Source organism: Pseudomonas sp. Irchel 3H3 (assembly GCF_900187635.1).
Lineage (GTDB): Bacteria > Pseudomonadota > Gammaproteobacteria > Pseudomonadales > Pseudomonadaceae > Aquipseudomonas.
In genome coordinates this window covers 26,006-47,205 of sequence record NZ_FYEC01000017.1, presented here as the reverse complement: position 1 = coordinate 47,205, position 21,200 = coordinate 26,006, and the positions used below count along the sequence as shown (strand labels likewise).

General features: G+C 61.3%; 16 protein-coding genes. 12 read left to right on the top strand and 4 right to left on the bottom strand.

Going from position 1 to position 21,200, the window contains the following annotated elements:
* Positions 1-197: 197 nt before the first annotated feature.
* From rnr to CKW24_RS18225, 11 genes are all read left to right on the top strand, one after another.
* A complete protein-coding gene (rnr, locus tag CKW24_RS18275; protein WP_095169565.1) occupies positions 198-2,828 on the top strand; it encodes a ribonuclease R in 2,631 nt (876 codons plus the stop codon).
* Positions 2,825-3,592, top strand: a complete 768-nt coding sequence (gene rlmB / locus CKW24_RS18270; RefSeq protein WP_095169564.1) for a 23S rRNA (guanosine(2251)-2'-O)-methyltransferase RlmB — start codon at positions 2,825-2,827, stop codon at positions 3,590-3,592. The genes rnr and rlmB overlap by 4 nt, the downstream gene beginning before the upstream one ends.
* Positions 3,593-3,906: 314 nt before the next feature.
* A complete protein-coding gene (gene rpsF / locus CKW24_RS18265) occupies positions 3,907-4,329 on the top strand; it encodes a 30S ribosomal protein S6 (RefSeq protein ID WP_003217491.1) in 423 nt (140 codons plus the stop codon).
* A gap of 28 nt (positions 4,330-4,357) precedes the next feature.
* Positions 4,358-4,588 carry a 30S ribosomal protein S18 gene (gene rpsR, locus CKW24_RS18260; RefSeq protein WP_002551829.1) on the top strand — a complete coding sequence of 77 codons (231 nt, stop codon included), beginning with the start codon at positions 4,358-4,360 and terminating at the stop codon, positions 4,586-4,588.
* A 36-nt stretch (positions 4,589-4,624) separates the two neighbouring features.
* On the top strand, positions 4,625-5,518 hold the full coding sequence (locus CKW24_RS18255) for a hypothetical protein (RefSeq protein WP_095169563.1): 894 nt from the start codon (positions 4,625-4,627) through the stop codon (positions 5,516-5,518).
* A gap of 19 nt (positions 5,519-5,537) precedes the next feature.
* Complete coding sequence (rplI, locus tag CKW24_RS18250; protein WP_095169562.1) at positions 5,538-5,984, top strand: 50S ribosomal protein L9; 447 nt, start codon at positions 5,538-5,540, stop codon at positions 5,982-5,984.
* Positions 5,985-6,094: 110 nt separating this feature from the next.
* A complete protein-coding gene (dnaB, locus tag CKW24_RS18245; RefSeq protein ID WP_017336265.1) occupies positions 6,095-7,489 on the top strand; it encodes a replicative DNA helicase in 1,395 nt (464 codons plus the stop codon).
* 186 nt (positions 7,490-7,675) lie between these two features.
* A complete protein-coding gene (locus CKW24_RS18240; RefSeq protein WP_095169561.1) occupies positions 7,676-9,982 on the top strand; it encodes a YgiQ family radical SAM protein in 2,307 nt (768 codons plus the stop codon).
* 363 nt (positions 9,983-10,345) lie between these two features.
* Positions 10,346-13,636 (top strand): DUF2126 domain-containing protein, encoded by a 3,291-nt coding sequence (locus CKW24_RS18235; protein WP_095169560.1) that lies wholly within the window; start codon positions 10,346-10,348, stop codon positions 13,634-13,636.
* Positions 13,637-13,693: 57 nt separating this feature from the next.
* On the top strand, positions 13,694-16,180 hold the full coding sequence (locus tag CKW24_RS18230) for a circularly permuted type 2 ATP-grasp protein (RefSeq protein ID WP_095169559.1): 2,487 nt from the start codon (positions 13,694-13,696) through the stop codon (positions 16,178-16,180).
* Complete coding sequence (locus CKW24_RS18225) at positions 16,177-17,070, top strand: transglutaminase family protein (protein ID WP_095169558.1); 894 nt, start codon at positions 16,177-16,179, stop codon at positions 17,068-17,070. The genes CKW24_RS18230 and CKW24_RS18225 overlap by 4 nt, the downstream gene beginning before the upstream one ends.
* A 68-nt stretch (positions 17,071-17,138) precedes the next feature.
* Here the strand turns inward: CKW24_RS18225 and CKW24_RS18220 are convergent, their stop codons facing one another.
* Together CKW24_RS18220 and CKW24_RS18215 are read right to left on the bottom strand one after the other, a co-directional pair.
* On the bottom strand, positions 17,139-17,330 hold the full coding sequence (locus tag CKW24_RS18220) for a hypothetical protein (RefSeq protein ID WP_095169557.1): 192 nt from the start codon (positions 17,328-17,330) through the stop codon (positions 17,139-17,141).
* Positions 17,331-17,398: 68 nt separating this feature from the next.
* Complete coding sequence (locus CKW24_RS18215) at positions 17,399-17,986, bottom strand: TIGR00730 family Rossman fold protein (protein ID WP_095169556.1); 588 nt, start codon at positions 17,984-17,986, stop codon at positions 17,399-17,401.
* A gap of 343 nt (positions 17,987-18,329) precedes the next feature.
* On the opposite strand from CKW24_RS18215, the gene azu reads away from it, so the two are divergent.
* Positions 18,330-18,776, top strand: coding sequence for an azurin (azu, locus tag CKW24_RS18210; RefSeq protein WP_095169555.1), 447 nt, complete (start codon positions 18,330-18,332; stop codon positions 18,774-18,776).
* A gap of 257 nt (positions 18,777-19,033) precedes the next feature.
* On the opposite strand, the gene nadE is transcribed toward azu, so the two are convergent.
* Together nadE and pncB are read right to left on the bottom strand one after the other, a co-directional pair.
* Entirely contained in the window at positions 19,034-19,861 is an 828-nt protein-coding gene (nadE, locus tag CKW24_RS18205) for an ammonia-dependent NAD(+) synthetase (RefSeq protein WP_095169554.1), read from the bottom strand.
* A gap of 4 nt (positions 19,862-19,865) precedes the next feature.
* Positions 19,866-21,092, bottom strand: a complete 1,227-nt coding sequence (gene pncB, locus CKW24_RS18200; protein WP_095169553.1) for a nicotinate phosphoribosyltransferase — start codon at positions 21,090-21,092, stop codon at positions 19,866-19,868.
* Between the last annotated feature and the right edge of the window lie 108 nt (positions 21,093-21,200).

The following is a 21,200-nucleotide window of genomic DNA, read 5'->3' as shown; positions in this document are numbered from 1 at the left end:
GGCGCGCACTATACGGAGCGTCGTTTTAACTGTAAACCCCTGATATCAAAAAAACAGGGGAAATTTTACGAATGCTGCCGGGCGGTCGCATTCCGGCGGCAGGAAAGGGCATTTGGGGCCTTCAGTAGCCTGAAATTTCCCGTTTCATTACGCCTATGCCAAACTAACCCGCATATAGACAAGGTGAAAACTCTCTAATGGCCGATTGGCAGTCCCTCGATCCCGAGGCCGCTCGTGAAGCGGAAAAATATGAAAACCCTATTCCTAGCCGCGAACTGATCCTTCAGCACCTTGCTGATCGAGGTTCGCCTGCTAACCGCGAGCAACTGGTCGAAGAGTTTGGTCTGACCACAGAAGACCAGGTCGAAGCCCTGCGCCGCCGCCTGCGCGCCATGGAGCGCGACGCTCAACTGATCTACACCCGTCGTGGTACTTACGCACCGGTGGACAAGCTCGACCTGATCCTTGGCCGCATCAGCGGTCACCGTGACGGCTTCGGCTTCCTGGTGCCGGACGACGGCAGTGACGACCTGTTCATGAGCCCGGCGCAAATGCGCCTGGTGTTCGACGGCGACCGTGCCCTGGCGCGCGTGTCTGGCCTGGATCGTCGCGGGCGTCGCGAAGGCATGATCGTCGAAGTGGTGTCGCGTGCTCACGAAACCATCGTCGGCCGCTACTTCGAAGAAGGCGGCATCGGCTTTGTCGTCGCTGACAACCCGAAGATCCAGCAGGAAGTGCTGGTGACCCCGGGCCGCAACGCCAACGCGAAGGTCGGTCAATTCGTTGAAGTAAAGATTACCCACTGGCCAACCCCACGCTTCCAGCCGCAAGGCGACGTGGTCGAGGTAGTGGGTAACTACATGGCGCCGGGCATGGAAATCGATGTCGCCCTGCGCACCTACGACATTCCTCACGTCTGGCCGGAAGCGGTCCTCAAGGAAGCGGCCAAGCTCAAGCCGGAAGTCGAAGAGAAGGACAAAGAGAAGCGCATCGACCTGCGCCATCTGCCGTTCGTCACCATCGACGGCGAAGATGCCCGCGACTTCGATGACGCCGTCTACTGCGAGTCCAAGCCAGGCAAGCTGCGCCTGTTCTCCGGCGGCTGGAAGTTGTACGTGGCGATTGCCGACGTTTCCAGCTACGTGAAGATCGGCTCGGCCCTGGATAACGAGTCCCAGGTTCGCGGCAACTCGGTGTACTTCCCCGAGCGCGTGATCCCGATGCTGCCTGAGCAGCTGTCCAACGGCCTGTGCTCGCTGAATCCGCACGTCGATCGCCTGGCCATGGTTTGCGAGATGACCATCTCCAAGTCCGGCGAAATGACCGACTACTGCTTCTACGAAGCGGTGATCCACTCCCACGCCCGCCTGACCTACAACAAGGTCAGCGCGATGCTGGAAACGCCGAAACTCTCCGAGGCGCGTCAACTGCGCGGCGAGTACAACGACGTCCTGCCACACCTCAAGCAGCTCTACTCGCTGTACAAAGTGTTGCTGGCCGCTCGTCACGTGCGCGGTGCGATCGATTTCGAAACCCAGGAAACCCGGATCATCTTCGGTTCCGAGCGCAAGATCGCGGAAATTCGCCCGACTGTGCGTAACGACGCGCACAAGCTGATCGAGGAATGCATGCTGGCGGCCAACGTGGCCACCGCCGAGTTCCTCAAGAAGCACGAGATTCCTGCGTTGTACCGTGTTCACGATGGCCCGCCACCGGAACGCCTGGAAAAACTGCGCGCCTTCCTCGGCGAGCTCGGCCTGTCCCTGCACAAAGGCAAGGATGGTCCATCGCCGAAGGACTACCAGGCCTTGCTGGCCGGTATCAAGGATCGCCCGGATTTCCACCTGATCCAGACGGTCATGCTGCGTTCGTTGAGCCAGGCGGTGTACAGCGCGGACAATCAGGGCCACTTCGGCCTGAATTACGAAGCCTATACCCACTTCACCTCGCCGATCCGCCGCTACCCGGACCTGCTCACGCACCGGGCGATTCGCAGTGTCATCCATTCGAAGATGAACACCCCGCACGTCAAGCGTGCTGGCGCGATGAGTATTCCGAAGGCGCGTATCTATCCGTACGACGAAGCGACGCTGGAGCAACTCGGCGAGCAGTGCTCGATGAGCGAGCGCCGCGCCGACGAAGCCACTCGCGACGTGGTGAACTGGCTCAAGTGCGAGTTCATGAAAGATCGCGTGGGCGAGTCGTTCCCGGGTGTGATCACCGCCGTGACCGGTTTTGGCCTGTTCGTCGAGCTGACCGATATCTATGTCGAAGGCCTGGTCCATGTCACCGCGTTGCCGGGCGACTACTACCACTTCGACCCTGTGCACCACCGCCTGGCCGGTGAGCGTACCGGCCGCAGCTTCCGCCTCGGCGACACCGTCGAAGTGCGCGTGATGCGGGTTGACCTGGACGAGCGCAAGATCGACTTCGAGATGGCGGAAAAAACCATCAGCGCACCGATCGGCCGCAAGAAGCGCGGCAGCGAAACCGCCGCTCCGGTTGCCAAGACCGCCGCAGAACCGGCGCCGGCGAAAACCGGTCGTCGTGGTCCTGCCAAGGAAAAGGCTGCCGAAGCCTACCGCCCAAGCGATGCCGCGGCGAAAAACGCCGAAGTGCGCAAGAGTCGGGAAATGAAACAGGCGTTGCTGGCCGAAGCGAAAAGCGGTGGTAAAGCGGCGTCTGGGGGAAAGACCGGACGGTCGGCGCCTGAAAAGGCCACCGGCGGCAAGCCAGCCAAACCGAGTAAACACCGTAAGGGTCCGCCAAAAGCGGGCTCGGCTCCAGCCAAAAGCGGCGGGGCACGTAAACCTAAGGCCAAGTCATGAGTCAGTTGGAAAAAATCTACGGCGTGCATGCGGTAGAAGCATTGCTGCGTCACCACCCGAAACGCGTCAAGCAGATCTGGCTGGCCGAAGGCCGCAGCGATCCGCGGGTGCAGACGCTGATCGAGCTGGCCAGCGAAAACCGCGTTGCGGTCGGCCAGGCCGAGCGTCGTGAGCTGGATGCCTGGGTCGAGGGCGTGCACCAGGGCGTGGTTGCGGATGTCAGTCCGAGCCAGGTCTGGGGTGAGGCCATGCTCGACGAGCTGTTGGACCGTACCGAAGGCGCACCGCTGTTGCTGGTGCTCGACGGTGTGACCGACCCGCACAACCTCGGTGCCTGCCTGCGTTCGGCCGATGCGGCCGGTGCGCTGGCGGTGATCGTGCCGAAGGACAAGTCAGCGACCCTGACCCCGACTGTACGAAAAGTAGCCTGTGGCGCCGCGGAAGTGATTCCGTTGGTGGCCGTGACCAACCTGGCGCGCACCCTGGAAAAACTCAAGCAGCGTGGCTTGTGGGTGGTCGGAACGGCGGGCGAAGCCGAGCAGAGCCTGTATCAGCAGGACATGACCGGCCCGACGATCCTGATCATGGGCGCCGAAGGCAGCGGCATGCGTCGCCTGACCCGTGACCTGTGCGACTACCTGGTGCACTTGCCGATGACCGGCAGCGTCAGCAGCCTCAACGTGTCCGTGGCCACAGGTGTCTGCCTGTTCGAAGCCCAGCGTCAGCGCAGCGTAAAAGCTGCAGGGACCGGCAAAAAGTCCTGACCCGGTTGTGTTCCCTGTAGGAGCGAGCTTGCTCGCGATAGCGGTGCAACATTCGGCATCAATGTTGAATATTGCGCCCTCATCGCGAGCAAGCTCGCTCCTACAGGGGTTTGTGGTGTCGCGCAAATGCGCATGCGAACGAACTGTTCAAATATTCACCAATAACCTTGCACCTCTCCTGTCCCTTCTCTACAATTGCGCCCCTTGCTGTGACGGCAGGCACGCATGTGTCTATCGCAAGCAAGTCCATAAGTGTCATTCACTCCTTGTCTGACCGCTTTTGAGCGGCAGGCTACAACCCGTAAGGAGCATTCATGCGTCATTACGAAATCATCTTTTTGGTCCACCCGGATCAAAGCGAGCAAGTCGGCGGCATGGTTGAGCGTTACACCAAGCTGATCGAAGAAGACGGCGGCAAAATCCACCGTCTGGAAGATTGGGGCCGTCGTCAACTGGCCTACGCAATCAACAATGTTCACAAGGCTCACTACGTGATGCTGAACGTTGAGTGCACTGGCAAGGCCCTGGCCGAGCTGGAAGACAACTTCCGCTACAACGATGCAGTGATCCGTAACCTGGTCATCCGTCGCGAAGAAGCCGTTACCGGCCAATCCGAGATGCTCAAGGCTGAAGAAAACCGCAGTGAGCGCCGTGAGCGTCGCGACCGTCCTGAGCACGAAGGCGCCGAAAGCGCTGATAGTGATGACAGCGACAACAGCGATAACGCTGACGAGTAATCCACGGACCTTTTAAGGAGCCTATCAAATGGCACGTTTCTTCCGTCGTCGTAAATTCTGCCGCTTCACCGCTGAAGACGTGAAAGAGATCGATTACAAAGATCTCAACACTCTGAAAGCCTACGTATCCGAGACCGGCAAAATCGTTCCAAGCCGCATCACCGGTACCAAAGCACGTTATCAGCGTCAGCTGGCCACCGCTATCAAGCGCGCCCGCTTCCTGGCCCTGCTGGCCTACACCGACAGCCACGGCCGCTGAGACCGGGCAGTCGACACGTAGTAAGGGATTGAATGCATGCGTGCCATAGCTGAGTTCATCATGCGCGGCCGTATGCAGGCCACTCTCGTAGTGGCCGGATGCGCGGCATTGCCGTTGTTGTATTGGTTGGGTGCTGCCGCAGGGAGCCTGGTGCTGCTGCGGCGCGGATTGAAGGACGCCTTGGGCGTCCTTGCTCTGGGGATGCTGCCAGCCTTGATTTGGTGGCTGTATTCCGATGATCCACGGGCACTCATGGTGCTGCTGGGATCTTCGGGCCTTGCGTTGGTTTTACGCGCAAGTGAGTCCTGGAACCGCACGCTGCTGGTCAGCGTAGCGATGGGAGTGGTGTTTTCGGTGGTGCTGGGTGCGGTTTACCGTCCCCACATCGAGATGCTGGCACAGGAACTGGTCAAGATCCTGCCGCTGGCCCTCGGTGACCTCTACCAGCAATTGTCGGTAGAGGAGCGAGCGCGTCTCGCCGCCCTGATTGCACCGGTCCTGACTGGCCTGATAGCGGCCTTGTTGCAAATCGTCAGTGTGCTGAGCCTGATTGTCGGGCGCTACTGGCAGGCGTTGTTGTACAACCCCGGTGGTTTTGGTCGCGAGTTTCGCGCCATCCGAATCCCGCTGGGGCCGGCGATGTTGCTGCTGGCGTGCATGCTTCTGGGGCCGAATTTCGGTACCCAGATGGCCATGTTGACGCCGTTGTGCAGCGTACCGCTGGTGTTCGCCGGGCTGGCCTTGATTCATGGGCTGGTGGCTGAAAAGCGACTGGCCAAGTTTTGGCTGGTGGGGTTGTACGTAACGCTGTTGCTGTTTATGCAGCTGATCTATCCGTTGCTGGTGGTCCTGGCCATTGTCGACAGCCTGATTGATTTTCGCGGTCGTTTGACGCCGAAAGACGTCGATAACGCGAACGGTGAAGGTTAAAAGTTAAGAGGATTTTCACATGCAACTGATCCTTCTGGAAAAAGTCGCCAACCTGGGCAACCTGGGCGACAAAGTGAACGTTAAGGCTGGTTACGGCCGTAACTACCTGCTGCCTTACGGCAAAGCTACCGCTGCGACCGCTGCCAACCTGGCTGCGTTCGAAGAGCGTCGTGCTGAGCTGGAAAAACTGGCTGCAGACAAAAAAGCTTCGGCTGAAAGCCGCGCTGCCCAACTGGCTGAGCTGGAAGTGACTATCACTGCCACCGCCGGTGACGAAGGCAAGCTGTTCGGTTCGATCGGTACTCACGACATCGCTGATGCACTGACCGCCTCTGGCGTTGAAGTTGCAAAAAGCGAAGTTCGTCTGCCGAACGGCACCATCCGCAACGTAGGTGAATTCGACGTAGCCGTGCACCTGCACGCTGAAGTTGAAGCCACCGTACGCGTTGTCGTGGTAGCAGCTTAAGCAGCACCTAACTGACTGGCACCTCGCGTGTCAGCCAGTTAACATCGGGCACGATCCTGTTTACAGGTCGTGCCTTTTGTTTTTCTACGATCCCCTAATTCCAAGTGGCCATGAACGATATCTCCGCTCCTGAGCAATACGATCTGCAAACCGCCGCGTTGAAAGTGCCGCCCCATTCCATCGAGGCCGAACAGGCTGTACTCGGTGGTCTGATGCTGGACAACAACGCCTGGGAACGCGTGCTCGATCAGGTCTCGGACGGTGATTTCTATCGTCATGACCACCGCCTGATTTTCCGTGCGATTGCCAAGCTGGCGGACCAGAACTCACCGATCGACGTGGTGACTCTTGCCGAACAGCTCGACAAGGAAGGCCAGACCTCCCAGGTGGGAGGTCTCGGTTATCTGGGTGAGCTGGCGAAAAATACCCCGTCGGTCGCTAACATCAAGGCCTACGCCCAGATCGTTCGTGCCCGGGCAACATTGCGGCAGTTGATCGGCATCGCCACCGAAATTGCCGACAGCGCCTTCAATCCCGAAGGGCGTACGGCTGAAGAGATTCTCGACGAAGCCGAACGGCAGATCTTCCAGATCGCCGAGGCCCGGCCTAAAACCGGCGGCCCGGTGAGCGTGAATGACCTGCTGACCAAGGCCATCGATCGCATCGACACCCTGTTCAACACTGACAACGCCATCACCGGCCTGTCCACCGGCTACACCGACCTCGACGAGAAAACCAGCGGCCTGCAACCGGCTGACTTGATCATCGTCGCTGGCCGTCCGTCCATGGGTAAAACCACCTTTGCGATGAACCTGGTGGAAAACGCCGTGTTGCGCAGCGACAAGTGCGTACTGGTCTACTCCCTCGAGATGCCAGGCGAATCGCTGATCATGCGTATGTTGTCGTCCCTGGGCCGTATCGACCAGACCAAGGTCCGGGCCGGTCGCCTGGACGACGACGATTGGCCGCGCCTGACCTCGGCGGTCAACCTGCTCAACGACCGCAAGCTGTTCATCGACGATACGGCCGGTATCAGCCCTTCGGAAATGCGCGCGCGGACCCGCCGACTGGTGCGTGAGCACGGTGACGTCGCGCTGATCATGATCGACTACCTGCAGCTGATGCAGATCCCGGGGTCGGGTGGCGACAACCGGACCAACGAGATTTCCGAGATTTCCCGTTCCTTGAAGGCCCTGGCCAAGGAATTCAACTGCCCGGTAGTGGCGTTGTCCCAGCTCAACCGCTCCCTGGAGCAACGACCGAACAAACGGCCAATCAACTCCGACTTGCGGGAATCCGGAGCGATCGAGCAGGATGCCGACGTGATCATGTTCGTTTACCGGGACGAGGTGTATCACCCGGAAACCGAGCACAAGGGCATCGCCGAAATCATCATCGGCAAGCAGCGTAACGGCCCGATCGGCACCTCACGACTGGCGTTCATCGGCAAGTACACGCGCTTCGAAAACCTCGCGCCGGGCAGCTACAATTTCGACGACGAGTAAGTTGTGTAGTGCCTGAAAGGGCCTCATCGCGGGCAAGCCCGCTCCCACAGGGTTAGTGTGATCCCTGTGGGAGCGGGCTTGCCCGCGATTGGGTCGCCGTAATTTCCGACCATAACCGTCGGAATTGGTCAAAATTTGTGCTATATTCCGCGCCCGCGATTTTTCATCTCAACACCGGTCACCGTCATGCAAACAGCCAAGCCGTTATTTGACTATCCCAAGTACTGGGCCGAATGTTTCGGTCCTGCGCCATTCCTGCCGATGAGCAGGGAGGAGATGGATCAGCTTGGCTGGGATTCCTGCGACATCATCATCGTTACCGGTGATGCGTACGTCGACCACCCATCGTTCGGCATGGCCATCATCGGCCGGCTGCTGGAGTCCCAGGGCTTTCGCGTCGGGATCATTGCCCAGCCGAACTGGCAGTCCAAAGACGATTTCATGAAGCTCGGCGAGCCGAACCTGTTCTTCGGTGTCGCGGCCGGCAACATGGACTCGATGATCAACCGCTACACCGCCGACAAGAAGATCCGTTCCGACGACGCCTACACCCCAGGTGGCATGGCCGGCAAACGTCCGGATCGCGCAAGCCTGGTGTACAGCCAGCGCTGCAAGGAAGCCTACAAGAATGTGCCGATCGTGCTCGGTGGCATCGAAGCTTCCCTGCGCCGCATCGCCCACTACGATTACTGGCAGGACCGGGTGCGCAACTCGATCCTGATCGACGCCTGCGCCGACATCCTGCTGTACGGCAACGCCGAGCGGGCCATTGTCGAAGTCGCCCAGCGCCTGTCCTACGGACACAAGATCGAAGACATCACCGACGTGCGCGGTACTGCGTTCATTCGTCGTGACACGCCTGCAGGCTGGTACGAAGTCGATTCCACGCGCATCGACCGTCCGGGCAAGGTCGACAAGATCATCAACCCGTATGTCAACACCCAGGACACCCAAGCCTGCGCCATCGAGCAGGAAAAAGGGCCAGTCGAGGATCCGAGCGAAGCTAAAGTCGTGCAGATCCTGGCCAGCCCGCGCATGACCCGCGACAAGACCGTGATTCGCCTGCCATCGGTGGAAAAAGTCCGTGGTGACGCGGTGCTCTACGCCCACGCCAACCGGGTATTGCACCTGGAAACCAACCCGGGCAACGCCCGTGCGCTGGTGCAGAAGCATGGCGAAGTCGACGTCTGGTTCAACCCGCCGCCGATTCCGATGACCACCGAAGAAATGGACTACGTGTTCGGCATGCCCTACGCCCGTGTCCCGCACCCGGCGTACGGCAAGGAGAAGATCCCGGCTTACGACATGATCCGCTTCTCGGTCAACATCATGCGTGGCTGCTTCGGTGGCTGCACCTTCTGCTCGATTACCGAGCACGAAGGCCGGATCATCCAGAACCGTTCCGAAGAGTCGATCATTCGCGAAATCGAAGAGATCCGCGACAAAGTGCCGGGTTTCACCGGGGTCATTTCCGACCTTGGCGGGCCGACCGCGAACATGTACCGCATCGCCTGCAAGAGCCCGGAAATCGAATCCGCGTGCCGCAAGCCATCCTGCGTGTTCCCGGGCATCTGCCCGAACCTCAATACCGACCACTCGTCGCTGATCCAGCTGTATCGCAGCGCACGCGCCTTGCCGGGTGTGAAGAAGATCCTGATCGCCTCGGGCCTGCGTTACGACCTGGCGGTCGAGTCGCCTGAGTACGTCAAGGAACTGGTGACCCACCACGTCGGTGGTTACCTGAAGATCGCCCCGGAACACACCGAGGAAGGTCCGCTCAACCAGATGATGAAACCGGGCATCGGCAGCTATGACAAGTTCAAGCGCATGTTCGAGAAGTACACCAAGGAAGCGGGCAAGGAGCAGTACCTGATTCCGTACTTCATCGCGGCCCACCCGGGCACCACCGACGAAGACATGATGAACCTGGCCCTGTGGCTCAAGGGCAACGGATTCCGCGCCGACCAGGTACAGGCGTTCTACCCGTCGCCGATGGCCACGGCCACCGCCATGTACCACTCGGGCAAGAACCCGCTGCGCAAGGTCACCTACAAGAGCGACGGCGTGACCATCGTCAAGAGCGAGGAGCAGCGTCGCCTGCACAAGGCGTTCTTGCGTTACCACGACCCGAAAGGCTGGCCAATGCTGCGTGAAGCGCTGACCCGCATGGGCCGCGCCGACCTGATCGGGCCGGGCAAGAACCAGTTGATTCCGCTGCACCAGCCGGCTAGCGACAGCTACCAGAGTGCCCGTCGCAAGAACTCGACGCCGGCTGGCAGCCATAAAGTGGCGGCGACGGAAAAGACCACCAAGATCCTCACCCAGCATACCGGCCTGCCGCCGCGTGCCAGTGATGGTGGCAATCCGTGGGACAAGCGTGAACAGGCCAAGGCTGCGGCGTTCGCCCGTAACCAGCAGGCGGCCAAGGAGCGTAAGGATGCGGCCAAAGGCAAGGGCCCGAAACCTGCGCGCAAGCCGGTTGTGCCGCGCTAAGCCGCGCCCCCGCTGAACAGAACGCCAACCTTCGGGTTGGCGTTCTGCATTTCAGGCTTGGGAAATGTACTGGAGCTGCTGGCCTCATCGCGGGCAAGCCCGCTCCCACAGTGTTGGAGGTTGTCTGCTTTATTGCATTCGCAGCGATCCTTGTGGGAGCGGGCTTGCCCGCGAAGAGGCCGGAACTGCCAACCAATTTCTGACGGATCGCCACATTTACGTGCACCTGCGCCAAACCATTTTCCTGCAGCGCCCGATTTTGGTGCTGTACTGCCTCAAGCAACCGGAGAAAGCGCCAGCGCTGCTGTATGGCATAAGTCTTGCGCGGTGCCCGGTACGCTTTAGGCTCGCAGGAGGCACGCCGTGTCGATTCATGTCGCATTGCACCACGTCACGCACTACCGCTACGACCGCGCCGTCGAACTCGGCCCGCAGATCGTGCGCCTGCGCCCGGCGGCCCATAGCCGCACGCGGATCCTCTCTTATTCGCTGAAAGTGTTGCCCGAGCAGCACTTCATCAACTGGCAGCAAGACCCCCAGGGCAACTACCTGGCGCGCTTGGTGTTCCCGGAAAAGACTGAGCAACTGCGCATCGAAGTCGACTTGCTGGCCGAAATGGCGGTGTTCAACCCGTTCGATTTTTTCCTCGAGCCCTACGCCGAGCACATCCCGTTCGCCTACGCCGCGGATGAACGCAAGGAACTGGCGCCGTACCTCGAAACCCTGCCGCTGACCCCCAGGCTCAAGGCTTATCTGCAGGGTATCGAGCGCACACCGCTGCCGGCCGTGGATTTCCTGGTGGCCCTCAACCAGCGCCTGAGCGAAGACATCGGTTACCTGATTCGCATGGAGCCCGGGGTCCAGACCCCGGAATACACCCTGGAGCACGCATCCGGTTCATGCCGCGACTCGGCCTGGTTGCTGGTGCAGCTGCTGCGCAACCTCGGGCTGGCAGCGCGTTTTGTCTCGGGTTACCTGATCCAGCTCACGGCGGACGTGAAGAGCCTCGACGGGCCGTCCGGCACCGAAGTGGATTTCACCGACTTGCACGCCTGGTGCGAAGTCTACCTGCCGGGTGCGGGCTGGATCGGCCTGGACGCCACCTCTGGGCTGTTTGCCGGTGAAGGACATATTCCGTTGGCCTGTAGTCCCGATCCGTCCTCTGCGGCCCCAATCAGCGGCTTGGTTGAACCTTGTGAGTGTGAGTTCAGCCATGAAATGTCGGTGGAGCGGATCTGGGAAGCGCCCCGGGTCACCAAGCCCTACACCGAGGAGCAGTGGCAGGCCATCCAGACCCTGGGCCGGCAGATCGACGGCGACCTGCAGGCCGGCGATGTGCGGCTGACCATGGGCGGCGAGCCGACCTTCGTTTCGATCGACGACCCGGATGGCGCCGAATGGAACACCGCCGCGCTCGGCCCGGACAAACGTCGGCTATCTGCCGAGCTGTTCCAGCGCCTGCGCAAGCATTACGCGCCCAAAGGCCTGGTGCATTTCGGCCAGGGCAAGTGGTACCCCGGCGAACAACTGCCGCGCTGGTCGCTGAACTGCTACTGGCGGCGTGATGGCGTACCGGTCTGGCACAACAGTGCGTTGATCGCCGATGAGCAGCAGGACTACGGCGCAGATGGCGCGTTGGCTGGGCGCTTTCTGGCGAGTGTCGCCGAGCGCTTGAAATTGCCTGCGCGTTTTGTATTCCCGGCTTACGAAGATCATTTCTATTACCTGTGGCGCGAAGGCAACTTGCCGCTGAACGTCAGCGCCGAAGACCCGCGCCTGGACCAGCCGCTGGAGCGTGCGCGGCTGCGCAAGGTCTTCAGCCAGGGCCTGGACAAGGTGATTGGCCAGGTCTTGCCGCTGGCGCGCACCGCCCAGGGCGACCAGTGGCAAAGCGGGCGCTGGTACCTGCGCGATGAGCATTGCCGGTTGATTCCCGGCGATTCCCCCCTGGGCTATCGATTGCCACTGGGCTCCCAGCCTTGGGTAAAAGCCGCGGAGTATCCGTTCATTCACCCGCAGGACCCCAACCAGGACTTCCCAGCACTGCCGGGCACCGCGCAGTTGGCGGCCCACGCTACGCCCGCGGAGGCCGAGGAGCGCGTGCCGGCTCTCGACGAGTCGGCCGACTGGCTGACCCGCACCGCGTTCTGCGCCGAGGCCCGGGAAGGGCGCTTGTACCTGTTCATGCCGCCGCTTGCGCGGCTCGAGGATTACCTGGAGCTGGTCAGCGCCATTGAGGCCACCGCCCAGGAACTGCATTGCCCGGTGTTGCTGGAGGGTTATGAACCGCCCAGTGATCCGCGCCTGAGCAATTTCCGGGTGACCCCGGACCCAGGCGTGATCGAGGTCAACGTGCAGCCGTCCGCCACTTGGGATGAGCTGGTAGAGCGCACCGAGCTCCTTTACGAGGAGGCCCGCCAGACCCGCCTGACCAGCGAAAAATTCATGATCGACGGCCGCCACACCGGCACCGGCGGCGGTAACCATTTTGTACTGGGTGGCGCGACTCCGGCTGACTCACCCTTTCTGCGGCGTCCGGACCTGCTGCGCAGCCTGATCAGCTACTGGCACAACCACCCGTCCTTGTCCTACCTGTTTTCCGGCCTGTTCATCGGTCCAACGTCCCAGGCGCCGCGGGTCGACGAGGCGCGCAACGATGCCTTGTACGAGCTGGAAATCGCCTTCGCGCAAATGCCGCCACCGGGCGAGGCCTGTGCCCCCTGGCTGGTGGATCGCCTGCTGCGCAACCTGTTGATCGATGTCACCGGCAACACCCACCGCGCCGAGTTCTGTATCGACAAACTCTATTCGCCGGACGGTGCGACCGGACGCCTGGGCCTGCTGGAGTTGCGGGCCTTCGAGATGCCGCCCCATGCGCGTATGAGCCTGGTCCAGCAACTGTTGCTGCGGGCCCTGGTGGCGCGCTTCTGGCGCGAGCCCTATGCGCCGGCCAAGCTGGCGCGCTGGGGGACGGAGCTGCATGACCGGTTCCTGCTGCCGCACTTTATCGAGCAGGACTTTGCCGATGTGCTGGTGGATCTCAACGCCGCCGGGTATGCGTTGCGCGCCGAATGGTTCGCCGCCCACCTGGAGTTCCGTTTTCCCAAGGTCGGCGATTATGCGGTCAGCGGCATCGAGCTGGAGCTGCGCCAGGCGCTGGAGCCCTGGCATGTGCTGGGCGAGGAGGGCGCAACGGGAGGTACGGTGCGTTATGTCGACTCGTCCCTGGAGCGCCTGCAGGTCAAGCTCACGGGGCTGGCTCCGCAGCGCTATGTGCTGACCTGCAATGGGGTTGCGGTACCGCTGCAGCCGACCGGTCGGGTCGGCGAGTTTGTCGCCGGCGTGCGGTTCCGCGCCTGGCAGCCCGCCAACTGCCTGCAGCCAACCATCGGGGTGCATGCGCCCTTGGTGTTCGACCTGCTCGACACCTGGATGCAGCGCTCCCTGGGGGGCTGCCAATACCACGTTGCCCATCCGGGAGGGCGCAATTACGACAGCCTGCCGGTCAACGCCAACGAAGCCGAGAGCCGGCGCATGGCACGGTTTTTCCGGCTCGGCCACAGCCCGGGACCCCTTCAGGTCCCGACCCTGACTATCAATGATGAGTTGCCCATGACCCTGGATTTGCGCCGGTTTGCGCAGACCAGCCAATAACAGACCTGCCATAGTTATGCGCTAACCTGATTTTTTCCTGAGCCTGCCGAGCGTTCCATGCCTGACCTGCTAGACCGTTACCCGCTCACGGCGGGCACCTACCACGAACTGCTCGACGACAGCGGTGCCGTGCGCACGCATTGGCGGCGCCTGTTCGAGCAGGTGCAGCGCAGTTCGCCTGCACAATTGGTACAGCGTCAGGCGTTGCTGGCGCGACAGATCCAGGAAAACGGCGTCACTTACAATGTCTACGCCGACCCCAAGGGCGCCGACCGCCCCTGGGAGCTGGACCTGTTGCCCCACGTGATCGCCGCTGAGGAGTGGCAGCACCTGTCGGCCGGTATCGCCCAGCGTGCGCGGCTGCTCAACGCGGTGCTGGCGGATCTGTATGGCCCGCAGCGCCTGATTGCCGAGGGCCTGCTGCCGGCGGAACTGGTGTTTGGCCATAACAATTTCCTGTGGCCGTGCCAGGGGATCCAGCCGCCTGCCGGCACCTTCCTGCACCTGTATGCAGTGGACCTGGCGCGCACCCCCGACGGGCGCTGGTGGGTCACCGCGGACCGCACCCAGGCACCGTCTGGCGCCGGTTATGCGCTGGAAAACCGCACCATCGTGTCCCGCGCGTTTCCCGAACTCTATCGCGACCTGCAAGTGCAACACCTGGCGGGGTTCTTCCGGACCCTGCAGGAAACCCTGGCCCGCCAGGCACCCAGCGCCGAGGAAGTGCCGCTGGTGGTGCTGTTGACCCCGGGGCGATTCAACGAGAGCTATTTCGAGCACCTGTACCTGGCCCGCCAACTGGGTTATCCACTGGTCGAAGGCGGTGACCTGACGGTGCGGGATGCCACCGTCTACCTCAAGACCCTGAGTGGCCTGCGCCGGGTTCACGCGATCATGCGCCGGCTCGACGATGACTTCTGCGACCCGTTGGAGCTGCGCACCGACTCGGCCCTCGGCGTTCCAGGATTGCTCGATGCGGTGCGCCAGGGCCGGGTGCTGGTGGCCAACGCCCTGGGCAGCGGTGTTTTGGAATCGCCAGGCCTGTTGGGGTTTCTACCGAAGATCAATCAATACCTGTTCGGTGAGGAACTGCTCCTGCCGTCCATTGCCACCTGGTGGTGCGGCGAACCACCGGTGCTGGAGCAAGCGCTGGCGAAACTCCCCGAGCTGCTGATCAAGCCGGCCTTTCCCTCGCAGAGTTTTATCCCGGTGTTTGGCCGCGACCTGAGTGAAAAACAGCGCGTTGATCTGATACAGCGCATGCGTGCGCGACCCTATGCCTATGTGGCGCAAGAACTGGCCCAGCTGTCCCAGGCGCCAGTGTGGCAGGCCGAAACCGGTCAGTTGCAGCCACGGGCCATCGGCATGCGGGTGTATGCGGTGGCCAGTCGCGACGGCTATCGGGTATTGCCCGGTGGCCTGACCCGGGTGGCCGCCGAGGCGGATGCCGAAGTGGTCTCGATGCAGCGTGGCGGTGCGAGCAAAGACACCTGGGTGCTGGGCGAGCGAGCCCCCGTCGGCGAACAATGGAAAGCCCAGCGAACCCTCGGCGTGCACGACCTGGTGCGGCGCGATCCGTACCTGCCGTCGCGGGTGGTGGAAAACCTGTTCTGGTTCGGCCGTTATTGCGAGCGCTGCGATGACAGCGCGCGTTTGCTGCGCATCATGCTTGCGCGTTATGTCGACGGCGACGATCCGCAGGCCCTGCAAGCGGCTGTCGAGCTGGGGGAAAGCCTGATGCTGCTGCCCGAGGAGGGCGAATTGCCCGAGCGCCTGCTCGCCGCCTTGCTCGGTGCCGACTGGTCGTTCAGCCTGCGCGCCAACCTGCAGCGCTTGCAGTGGGCAGCGTCCCAGGTGCGCGGCAAGCTGTCGCGCGAGAACTGGCAGGCGTTGGTGGAGTTGCAGCGCGAAGCCATGGCGCTTTCGACCGAGGCCGCGGATTTTGGCGAGTTGCTGGATTTTCTCAACCGACTGGTGATGTCGCTGGCCGCGTTGTCAGGGTTTGCCCTGGACGACATGACCCGCGACGAAGGCTGGCGCTTCTTGATGATCGGCCGGCGCATCGAGCGTTTGCAGTTCTTGAGCAGCAGCCTTGCGGGCTTTCTGCGTGGCGCCGGGGCGTTCGATCAGGCGGGCCTGGAATGGTTGCTCGAATTGGGTAACAGCAGCATCACCTACCGCTCCCGTTACCTGGCCGTGGCGCAGTTGATCCCGGTACTGGACCTGTTGTTGCTCGATGAACAGAACCCCCATGCGGTGTTGTTCCAGTTGAAACTGGTGAGCCGCTCCCTGAAGCGCTTGAACCACGACTTCGCTGCGCCTGCCGAGGCGGCCTTGCCACTGTTGGTGGAGCGCCTGGCCGGGTTTGACCTTGGCTGCCTGGAAAACCCGCTTTTCGGTGACAGCAGTGTGCGCGCCGCCCTCGATGGCCTGGCGGACTTGCTGCAGGAGGTCGCCGATGTCAGCAACCAGGTGTCCGATCGCCTGGCCTTGCGGCATTTCGCCCATGTCGACGATGTCAGCCAACGTACGGTGTCCGTGTGAAAAGTGCCCGCTATCAGATTCTCCACGACACCCATTATCGCTACGACAGCCCGGTTTCCCTGGCCCAGCAGTTGGCCCATTTGTGGCCGCGGCCCTGTACCTGGCAGCGCTGCACCGAGCAGCAGTTGCTGATCAGCCCATCACCGACGACCCGTCGCGATGAGCTGGACGTGTTCGGCAACCCGCTGACCCGCCTGGCATTCGAGCGACCCCACGATGAGTTGCAGGTTAATGCCCGGCTGACGGTCGAGGTGCTGGCCCGGGCATTGCCGGACTTCCAGCAGTCGCCGGCCTGGGAGGCGACCCGCAGTGCGCTGACCTACAGTGGCCAGTCAGTCGCCGACCAGGTGCTGCAGGCGTGTCGTTATCGCTTCGAGTCGCCGTATGTGCACTTGAAGAGCCCCTTCGTCGAATTCTCCGAAAGCTGTTTTGCGCCGCGGCGGCCGCTGATGCTGGGGGTACAGGCGTTGATGCAGAAGATCTTCAGCGAGTTCACCTTCGACGCCGAGGCCACGCAGGTCGCAACTCCGCTGGTGGAGGTGCTGGAGCGGCGGCGGGGGGTGTGCCAGGACTTTGCGCACCTGATGCTGGCGTGTGTGCGTTCCAGGGGATTGGCGGCGCGTTACGTCAGTGGCTATCTGCTGACGCAACCACCTCCCGGGCAGGCGCGGCTGATCGGCGCCGATGCGTCCCATGCCTGGGTGTCGGTGTTCTGTCCGGTAGTGGGGTGGGTGGATTTTGATCCGACCAACAATGTCCAGCCGGCGCTGGAGCACATCACCCTGGCCTGGGGCCGGGATTTTTCCGATGTGTCGCCGTTGCGTGGGGTGATTCTGGGGGGCGGCAGCCATGACCCGGAAGTGCGGGTGACGGTCTTGCCGATGGACTAGCGCGGTCCGCCGTAGGAGCTGGCTGGCCAGCTCCTACAGAAGATAGGCGGGACACTGTCCGGTGGGGCTCAGGCGTCTGGCGCCTGCTCTTTCGGTGTTTCTACAGCGTCTTCGGCAGTCACTTCGCCTTCTGCATCCTGGTTCAGTGCGCCGGCCTCTTCATCGGCAGCCGCTTTCTTGCGTTGCAACTTTTCCTCTTTCTTCTGCTCTTTGGCCAAGTCTCTTTGACGCTTGGCGAAGGAGTAATTAGGTTTAGCCATGGGCGATCCTCTGGGGTCGAAGGTGAGGTTGAGCGGCGCGTATTCTGCCTTTAAACCGGGACCAAGGGTTAATCGGGTTTTTGCCCGTCCCATTTGGGGCTGACCACCGGCTGCCAGGCATCCAGTGCATCCAGCAGATCCTGCGGCGATTCGCTCGTTTGCAGCATGTCACGGTGCTGGCCGCGAACGAAGCCTTCACCGACGACATGATCAAGAAATGCAGTGAGTTTGCTGTAGAAACCATTCACTTCCAGCAGACCCAGCGGTTTGCCGTGGTAGCCGAGCTGACCCCAGGTCCAGACTTCGAACAGTTCCTCGAAGGTGCCCAGGCCGCCGGGCAGGGCGATAAAGGCGTCGCTCAGTTCTGCCATGCGCGCCTTGCGGGCGTGCATGCCGTCGACCACTTCCAGGCGAGTCAGGCCGTTGTGGCCGATTTCCTTGTTTTTCAGGCTTTCGGGAATGATTCCGATCACTTCGCCACCGGCCGCCAGTGCGGCGTCGGCAACAATCCCCATCAAGCCGACCGCGCCACCGCCGTACACCAGCGTCAGCTTGCGCCGAGCCAGTTCCTGGCCCAGGGCAATCGCGGCCTCTCGATAGGCCGGGTCGGTACCGGTGCTGGCGCCGCAAAACACACAAACAGATGTTAAAGACATGCCTTCCTCCGTGATCAGTGACGAGCGCAGAGTAATGGCTGGCACCGGGTTGCTCCAAGATTAATCCGCGCGGCGGGCCTCATCAAATGTGCCACTGGCACCACAGGCGTAGGCGGCGAGCAAACTGCACAACAGGCTATTGAGGGACATGACGGACACTCCATTGGCGGCAACAATGGACCGATCTTAGGCTGGCGCGGGCTGTCTGGCTGGTAGATTGTTTCGATGAGTGTCATAGCTCGAAAGTTGTATACAATTCTTGATTCAGGTCATAGGAACTTCCGGAAATTTCAGGCAGTCTTTACAAGATATGGATTTTTTAACCCTGCCTTGGAGATTCACCATGTTTGCCAAACTTGTTGCGGTATCCCTGCTGACACTGGCTAGCAGCCAACTGATGGCTGCCGAATGCAAGGTCACCGTTGATTCCACTGACCAGATGTCCTTCAACACCAAGGCCATTGAAATCGACAAGAGCTGCAAAACATTCACCGTCGAGCTGACCCACTCCGGCAGCCTGCCGAAGAACGTCATGGGCCACAACCTGGTGATCAGCACTGAAGCTGACATGCAGCCGATCGCCACCGATGGCCTGGCTGCCGGCATCGACAAGAACTACCTCAAGGAAGGCGATACCCGCGTGATCGCCCACACCAAGATCATCGGTGCTGGCGAGAAAGACTCCGTGACCTTTGACGTGTCGAAACTCGACGCTGCGCAAAAATACGGCTTCTTCTGCTCGTTCCCTGGCCACATCTCGATGATGAAAGGCACCATTACCCTGAAGTAAGCCTTTTAAGCCGATAAAAAAGCGTCCCTCTGGCACTAATGCCGATCAGTTAAGCGACGCCGACCATTGTGGGAGCGAGCTTGCTCGCGATGAACTTGAAAGCGCCGCGTGTTTATCCATTCACGCGTTATCGTTCACGTCCATCGCGAGCAAGCTCGCTCCCACATAGGTGGTCGTTTCTCCTTAACTGATCAGCATTACCCGGTGGGACGCTTTTTTTGTGCCTGGCGTTTGACCGCGCTACAGACCCTGGTCAATCACGGAGCAAACGGCATCACCCGCTTGTGATGGGTCTTTCTATAGGTGTCGCAAATGATCCGGAATGCTTCTTCACGCACCGGCTCACCGTGCAGGAAGGCATCGATCTCGCTGTAGGTGACGCCATGGGAGGCTTCGTCCGGTTTACCCGGCGACAGGTCTTCGAGGTCGGCGGTAGGGACTTTTTCCACCAGTGACTCAGGCGCGCCGAAGTGTCGGGCGATGGCCCGTACCTGGTTTTTCACCAGGCCGCTGAGGGGCGCGAGGTCACAGGCGCCGTCACCGAACTTGGTGAAAAAGCCCATCACCGCTTCGGCGGCGTGGTCAGTGCCAATCACCAGGCCGTGGGCGGCGCCGGCGATGGTGTATTGGGCAACCATGCGCATGCGGGCCTTGGTATTGCCCAGCACGAAATCCACCGACACCGCATGTTTGCCTTCAAAGGCCGCGACCTCACTGGCCAGTGCCTTGACCGCCGGACCGATGTTGACCGTGTGGCGCTCATCGGGTGCGATGAAGTCCACCGACGCCTGGGCTTCGTGTTCATCGAACTGGGTTTCGTACGGCAGGCGCACGGCGATGAATTTGTAGCCCGCATCACCGCTGCGCTCGCGCAGTTCACGCATGGCGCGTTGGGCCAGCAGGCCTGCGGTCAGCGAGTCGACGCCACCACTGATGCCCAGCACCAGGCTCTTGAGCCCGGAATTGACCAGGCAGTTCTGGATGAAAGCGATCCGCCGCACGATTTCCGCTTCCAGGGCAGCCTGGTCGGCGAAGGGCGGTTGGACCTTGAGCTGTTCAGCAATCTCACGCTGTACGGCTTGCATGAATTCACTCCTTGCTTGAATTGCCAGATAGGGCGGCAGGTACTTGAAACACATGTCGCAAATAGGCGACGAAATTCGGATCCTTGCAGTGGGTCTTGCCAGGCTCGTCGGAAATCTTGGCGACGGGCTGGCCGTTGCAGGCGGCCATTTTAAGCACGATGCTCATGGGTTCGACACCGGGAATGTCACAGGTCAGGTTGGTTCCGATGCCAAAGCTGACATTGATCCGCCCGCGCAACGCCCGGAAGATCTCCAGTGAGCGGGGCAGCGTCAGGCTGTCGGAGAACACCAGAGTCTTGCTCATCGGCTCGATGCCGAGCTTGTGATAGTGGGCGATGGCTTTTTCCGCCCACAGGATCGGGTCCCCGGAGTCGTGGCGCAGGCCGTCGAACAGCTTGGCGAAGTACAGGTCGAAATCATTGAGGAATGCATCGGTGGTGATGCAGTCGGTCAGGGCAATGCCGAGCAGGCCACGGTATTCGCGGACCCAGCAATCGAGGGCGGCGCTCTGGCTGTCGATCAGCCTTGGGCCGAGTTGCTGGTGGGCCATGATCCACTCGTGGGCCATGGTGCCCAGCGGTTTCATGTCGATTTCCCGGGACAGGTGCACGTTGCTGGTGCCGACGAAGCGCCCCGGGAAGTCGTGCTTGAGCACGTTGACCACTTCTTCCTGGACCCGGTAGGAAAACCGGCGACGGGTGCCGAAATCCGCGACCTGCAACTCGGACAACTCCTCGCTGCTGGCGTTGGCACTCAGCCAGTCGAACTTGCGATACAGCTGCTCGCGGGCTTGCTCGAGCACCACTTCGCGGTAGCGATAGCGGTTGCGCACCTCGCTGACAATCGCCAGCAACGGCACCTCGAACAAAATCACATGCAGCCATGGCCCGCGCAGGCGGATGAACAATTCGCCCTGTTCGATGCCGGTGTGGATGTAGCGCAGATTGAAGCGGAACAGCCCGAGAAAACGCAGAAAGTCCGGCTTCATGAAGCTGATGCGCTCCAGGAAACCCAACTGGTCGGCACTCAGGCTCAACTCGGCCAGGCGCTCGATCTGAAAACGGATTTCCGCCAGGTAAGGGCGCAGGTCTTCGCTGTTGCGGCAGCGAAACTCCCATTCGACTTCAACGTTAGGGTAGTTGTGCAGCACCGCCTGCATCATGGTCAGCTTGTAGAAGTCGGTGTCGAGCAGGTTCTGCACGATGCGATCGGCAAACACACTCTCGCTCATAACGGGGATCTCCAGGCTGGCCGCAGCCTTTAACGCAGTTTCATTGAGTGGGCGTAGTGGCGCATATCGGCAGTGGTGATTGCCAGTGATTTTTTGGACGACGCCTAT

Coding starts and splice junctions, on each gene's coding strand:
- rpsF (WP_003217491.1), top strand. CDS start 3,907: ATGCGTCATTACGAAATCATCTTTTTGGTCCACCCGGATCAAAGCGAG.
- CKW24_RS18230 (WP_095169559.1), top strand. CDS start 13,694: ATGCCTGACCTGCTAGACCGTTACCCGCTCACGGCGGGCACCTACCAC.
- CKW24_RS18240 (WP_095169561.1), top strand. CDS start 7,676: ATGCAAACAGCCAAGCCGTTATTTGACTATCCCAAGTACTGGGCCGAA.
- rpsR (WP_002551829.1), top strand. CDS start 4,358: ATGGCACGTTTCTTCCGTCGTCGTAAATTCTGCCGCTTCACCGCTGAA.
- dnaB (WP_017336265.1), top strand. CDS start 6,095: ATGAACGATATCTCCGCTCCTGAGCAATACGATCTGCAAACCGCCGCG.
- nadE (WP_095169554.1), bottom strand. CDS start 19,861: ATGCAAGCCGTACAGCGTGAGATTGCTGAACAGCTCAAGGTCCAACCG.
- azu (WP_095169555.1), top strand. CDS start 18,330: ATGTTTGCCAAACTTGTTGCGGTATCCCTGCTGACACTGGCTAGCAGC.
- rlmB (WP_095169564.1), top strand. CDS start 2,825: ATGAGTCAGTTGGAAAAAATCTACGGCGTGCATGCGGTAGAAGCATTG.
- CKW24_RS18220 (WP_095169557.1), bottom strand. CDS start 17,330: ATGGCTAAACCTAATTACTCCTTCGCCAAGCGTCAAAGAGACTTGGCC.
- rnr (WP_095169565.1), top strand. CDS start 198: ATGGCCGATTGGCAGTCCCTCGATCCCGAGGCCGCTCGTGAAGCGGAA.
- rplI (WP_095169562.1), top strand. CDS start 5,538: ATGCAACTGATCCTTCTGGAAAAAGTCGCCAACCTGGGCAACCTGGGC.
- pncB (WP_095169553.1), bottom strand. CDS start 21,092: ATGAGCGAGAGTGTGTTTGCCGATCGCATCGTGCAGAACCTGCTCGAC.
- CKW24_RS18255 (WP_095169563.1), top strand. CDS start 4,625: ATGCGTGCCATAGCTGAGTTCATCATGCGCGGCCGTATGCAGGCCACT.
- CKW24_RS18215 (WP_095169556.1), bottom strand. CDS start 17,986: ATGTCTTTAACATCTGTTTGTGTGTTTTGCGGCGCCAGCACCGGTACC.